We start from the raw sequence: 4,362 nt of genomic DNA on the forward strand, positions 1-4,362 counted from the left end.
TTCAAGAAGGTCCTCGCCGAGTTCGAGAAGCGCTCCCGCAGCCGGGCGCCCACATGGCGGGCCCACAGCGCCCACAGCGCCCGGCCCGGCGCCCGGTCGTCCCGGGCGTGCCAGGCCAGCTCGCGGCCCCCGTGCCCCTCGCGGGCCGGACGCAGGGCGCTCAGCGGCGCGTAGTTCTCCACCACGAACACCCGCCCCGGCCGCGGTGCCCCCTCCGGCAGCGGGCGGTGGGTGAGGTCCAGGTGCAGGGCCCGTACGACGTCCAGTCCGGCGGTGTCGGTGAACAGCCGGAACTGGGCGCCGGGACGCGGGTTGAAGTCGAGCAGGTGATAGCGGCCCGTCGTGCCGCAGCGCCGGAAGTCGAGGTCGAAGACGCCCCGGTAGCCCAGCTCCGCGGTGACCCGCTCGGCGAGCGCCTGCACTCGCGGGTTCGGCGTCCAGCGGCCCACCGCCGTCAGACCGGCGCCGCGCGGCCTGGCCCGGGTCTTGCGGCCGGGGCCGCCCGCCCGGACCGCGCCGGAGCGGTCGGCGTACCCGTGGAAGAACCAGTCCCGGTCGGCACCCGGCGGCAGGAACGCCTGGAGCAGCAGCCGGCTGCCCGCCTCCTCGGCCCGCCGGTACAGCTCCCCGGCCTCCCGCGCCGAGCGCACCAGCACCGTGCTGCGCAGCCCGCCGCCCGGGGGCACCAGCCAGGGCCGGCTCCACTTCGCCACCACCGGCAGGCCCAGCCGCCACGCCGCCCGCGCCGCCTCCGCCGCGCCGTCCGGGACCAGGGTCTCGGGGTGCGGGACGTCCAGGGAGGCGCACACACCGGCCAGTTCCGCCTTGTCGGCCACGCGCGCGGGCAGCTCACCCGGCTGGTCGGGCAGCAGATACGCGGGCTCCAGTTCCGCCCGCGCCCGGCCCACCGCCACGGCGCACGCGTCGTCCATCGGAATCAGCACCGCGGGCCGCGCGAGCCGCGCGGCGAGGCGGCGCAGGACCGCCGCGATCTCGGCGGGCGACGCGCCCGGCGGCGGCGGGGTGTGCAGCCCGCTCAGGTAACGGGAGGCGCGGACCGGGCTCTGTGCGCAGTCGGCGACCACGTGCACGTCCACCCCCGCGCGGCCGAGCGAACGCACGGCGCCCAGCGTTCCGTGGTGAAAGGGATTCCGGTCGATCCGCAGCAGAACGGCGGGGACACGGGTGTCGAACAGCGACACGGGAGACTTCCTTCGGATCGGGAGGGGGTTCACCGGTGCGGGCGATCAACGCACTCGAAAGCCGTAACGGCGGTGGCGTGATGGCATTTCATATGACTGGGTGTCAGTAACGGGGAGCGATGCACAGCGACGGAAGACCAGTCGAAGACAGAACGAAAACCAAAGGAGGCCGGCATGGCCGCACGGCAGTCACGGACCCGGTCCAGGCGGCGTCCGGCGCGCGCCGCGGCCGCGGCGATCGCGGCGGCGGCGTTCCTCGCCGCGGGCCCCGGTGTCGCCGCGGGCGAACCGGCCGCGCCCGAACCCACCCCCGCCTTCGGCGCCTACCTCGACTACGGCCCCCGCGGCGTGGCCCGGATGGCCGCGCTGAGCCACTGGCTGGGCGGCGCCGAGCTGCGCGTCGGCCACACCTACCTGCCCGGCGACCGCTGGAGCAACATCGAGGGCGCCCCCGGCTTCCTCGACGTGTGGGCCGACTGGCGCACCCGCAAGGCCGACCGGATGCTCGTCCTCAACGTGCCCATGATGGAGCGCAACGAGGAGCACGTCGACGACGACGAGGTGCGCGCACTGCTGCGCCAGGGCGCCGCCGGACGCTTCGACCACCACTTCCGCGCCCTCGCCGAACGCCTGGTCGCGCTCAAGGTCCCGGACACGGTCCTGGTGCTGGGCTGGGAGATGAACGGCACCACCTACACCCACCGCTGCGGACCGGACCCCGAGGCCTGGAAGACGTACTGGAACCGGATCGTCACCACCATGCGCGCGGTGCCCGGGCAGAAGTTCCGGTTCGACTTCGCGCCGAGCCGCGGCCGGGACGCCGTGCCCTGGACGCAGTGCTATCCCGGCGACGCCACCGTCGACATCGTCGGCATGGACTCCTACGACCAGCCGCGCGGCATGACGTTCGACGAACAGGTGAAGGAACCCTACGGACTCCAGGCGCACGTGGACTTCGCGAAGGCGCACGGCAAGCCCGTCTCCTACCCGGAGTGGGGGCTGTTCCGCAACGGCGACAACGCCGCGTACATGCGGCGCATGCTCGCCTGGATGGACGAGCACAAGCCCGTGTACAACACGGTCACCGACTACTGCCCGCACGGCGTGTGGCAGTGCGACGACAATCCCCGGTCCACGGCCGTCTACCGGTCCGTGCTCTTCGGCCGCACCGACGAGCCCGAGCCGACGGCCCCGACACCCCCGGAGCCCACCACGCCCACCACGCCGCCCGTGCCCACGGTGCCGCCCACGACACCCGAGGCCCCGGCCGGCTGCTCGCCGCTGGAGCTGGGCGACTGGGTCGAGTACTGGCTCGGCGGGAAGCTCTGCATGCGTCTCGACTGGTACGCGCGCGCCAAGTAGCGGCGCGCGGAGGGCGCCGCGGTGGCGGCGGGCCCGGTCAGGTGCCGCCACCGGCGCGCCCCTTCCGCTCCGCCCGCCGCCGCAGCAGCTCCTTGCCCCGCCGTCGTGCGGCGGCGTCGGCCAGGGCCGCCGCCAGCAGCGGGGCCGTGCGGCGGCGGGCCAGCAGCAGCCGCTGGTTCGGCACCGGCTCCGGACGCCAGTGGTGCTTGTACGGCTCGTCGCCGCGCAGCAGGCTCAGCGTCGAGCGCCCCGGGGCGCGGGCGTACTCGGCGCACGCGGCCAGCAGCATCACCGCCACGTCCGCCTTCCGCTCCCGCAGCCCGGGATGCGCGCCGTACAGATAGCCCCCGGCCAGCCGGTGCGACAGCAGCGTCACGTCCACGGCCACCACCTCGTCGGCCATCCGGAACTCGGTGACCTGCGCGTCCCCGGTCCGCACCATCGGCCCCACCGCCCGCACCAGGTGCTCGCGGAACCGGGGCCGCAGGTGCTCGCCGGTCACCTTTCGCCCCCGCCACTGCAACCGGTGCAGGTCGAGGAGCCGGCGCAGCGCCGCGTCCGCCTCGTCGGGCAGGACGGGCCGGGCCTTGACGCCGAGCGCGTCCAGCCGGCGCAGCTGGGCGCGGACCCGCTGCCTGGCCTTGGCCGAGGGCAGCCGGGCGACCAGGTCGTCCATGGGCAGGGCGGGCAGTTCCAGACAGAGCGAGTCCGCGAGCCGGTGCCGGGGCCCGCGCCAGCGTGCGTAGACCCGTTCGGCGGCGGCGCCCGGCCGGACCTCGCGCAGGTCGACCAGCGCGCTGCGGGACGCCGCGGCCAGGCCCGCGGCGAGCGCGGTCTCCGCGTCCGGGCCCCGCTCGTCGTCCAGCAGGACGTCCCCGTAGTCCGAGATCGCCCCGCCCAGCGGCACCAGCGCCGGTACCGGACGCCGTACGAGCATCAGCGGCGCGGCGCCGACCAGTTCGCCGCCCTCGCGGGCCAGCACCAGCCGCAGCCGCCCGGCCGAGCCGTAGGAGCGCCACCAGGAGAGCAGCCAGGCGTGGCTCTGGAACGGGGTCGCGGCGGCGCACCGGTCGTACAGCCGCCGCCACTGCGGGGCCAGCGCGGCGAAGGCGGCCTCGTCGGTGACCAGTTCGATCGTGTGGCCGGGCGGGAGCGGGTGCGGCGGCCCCGGGTACGTCACAGCTGTCCGCGGACGTCGGCCGCCGACGCCGGTCCGGGCACCGCCGCCGCGCGGCCGGGCTCCCGTGCGCCGCGGCGCGGCCGGACCAGCAGGGCCAGCCCGCCCAGGAGCCCGCCCGCGCTCGCGCCCACCAGGGCCGTCACGGCGGCGGACGCCGAGGACGGCTCGGTGGGCTCGGTGGCGCGGGCGAACTGCCGCAGCTCCACGTGGGTGTCGTCGGCGGACGCCTGCGCGTGCCGGGTCAGGGCGCGGGTGACGGCGTTGGCCATGTCGGCGGCCTCCTCCGGGTCGGCGGAGGTCGCCGTCACCGAGACCATCGGCGCGTCCGGCGAGGTCGCGGTGCGCACGCTCCGCTCCAGGGTCGCCACCGGCACGTGGGCCCACATCTGCGCGTCCCCGAGCACCGCGAGCTGCGTGGCGACCCGGCCGTAGGCCTGCGCGAAGCCCAGCGCGGCCGCCGGGTCGGACGCGTCGGCGGGGACGGCGACGACGTAACCGGTCGCCGTGTACTGCGGGGTGGCGACCAGGCCGTACCCGGCGCCGAGCAGTCCGCCGGCGAGGACGCCGGCCGCGAGCGGGGACCAGGGCGGCAGGGAGCGCAGGCGGAGCACGGCGCGG

General features: G+C 76.2%; 4 protein-coding genes. 1 reads left to right on the forward strand and 3 read right to left on the reverse strand.

The annotated features are described in order from the left end of the window. A partial coding sequence (locus BZZ08_RS38135; RefSeq protein ID WP_104636700.1) for a carboxylate--amine ligase occupies positions 1-1,202 on the reverse strand: 1,202 nt, incomplete at its 3' end. A gap of 174 nt (positions 1,203-1,376) precedes the next feature. Between BZZ08_RS38135 and BZZ08_RS38140 the strand changes: the two genes are divergently transcribed. After that, a complete protein-coding gene (locus BZZ08_RS38140; RefSeq protein WP_104636701.1) occupies positions 1,377-2,564 on the forward strand; it encodes a glycoside hydrolase family 26 protein in 1,188 nt (395 codons plus the stop codon). 37 nt (positions 2,565-2,601) lie between these two features. On the opposite strand, the gene BZZ08_RS38145 is transcribed toward BZZ08_RS38140, so the two are convergent. Continuing rightward, positions 2,602-3,744, reverse strand: a complete 1,143-nt coding sequence (locus BZZ08_RS38145) for a GNAT family N-acetyltransferase (protein ID WP_104636702.1) — start codon at positions 3,742-3,744, stop codon at positions 2,602-2,604. Beyond that, positions 3,741-4,355 (reverse strand): lipopolysaccharide biosynthesis protein, encoded by a 615-nt coding sequence (locus tag BZZ08_RS38150; RefSeq protein WP_104636703.1) that lies wholly within the window; start codon positions 4,353-4,355, stop codon positions 3,741-3,743. The genes BZZ08_RS38145 and BZZ08_RS38150 overlap by 4 nt, the downstream gene beginning before the upstream one ends. Positions 4,356-4,362: the final 7 nt, after the last annotated feature.

This window comes from Streptomyces sp. MH60 (assembly GCF_002939385.1).
In the GTDB taxonomy this organism is placed as follows: Bacteria; Actinomycetota; Actinomycetes; order Streptomycetales; family Streptomycetaceae; genus Streptomyces.

Excerpts from the sequence above, each read along its gene's own strand:
- BZZ08_RS38140 (WP_104636701.1), top strand. The coding sequence starts at position 1,377 with ATGGCCGCACGGCAGTCACGGACCCGGTCCAGGCGGCGTCCGGCGCGC.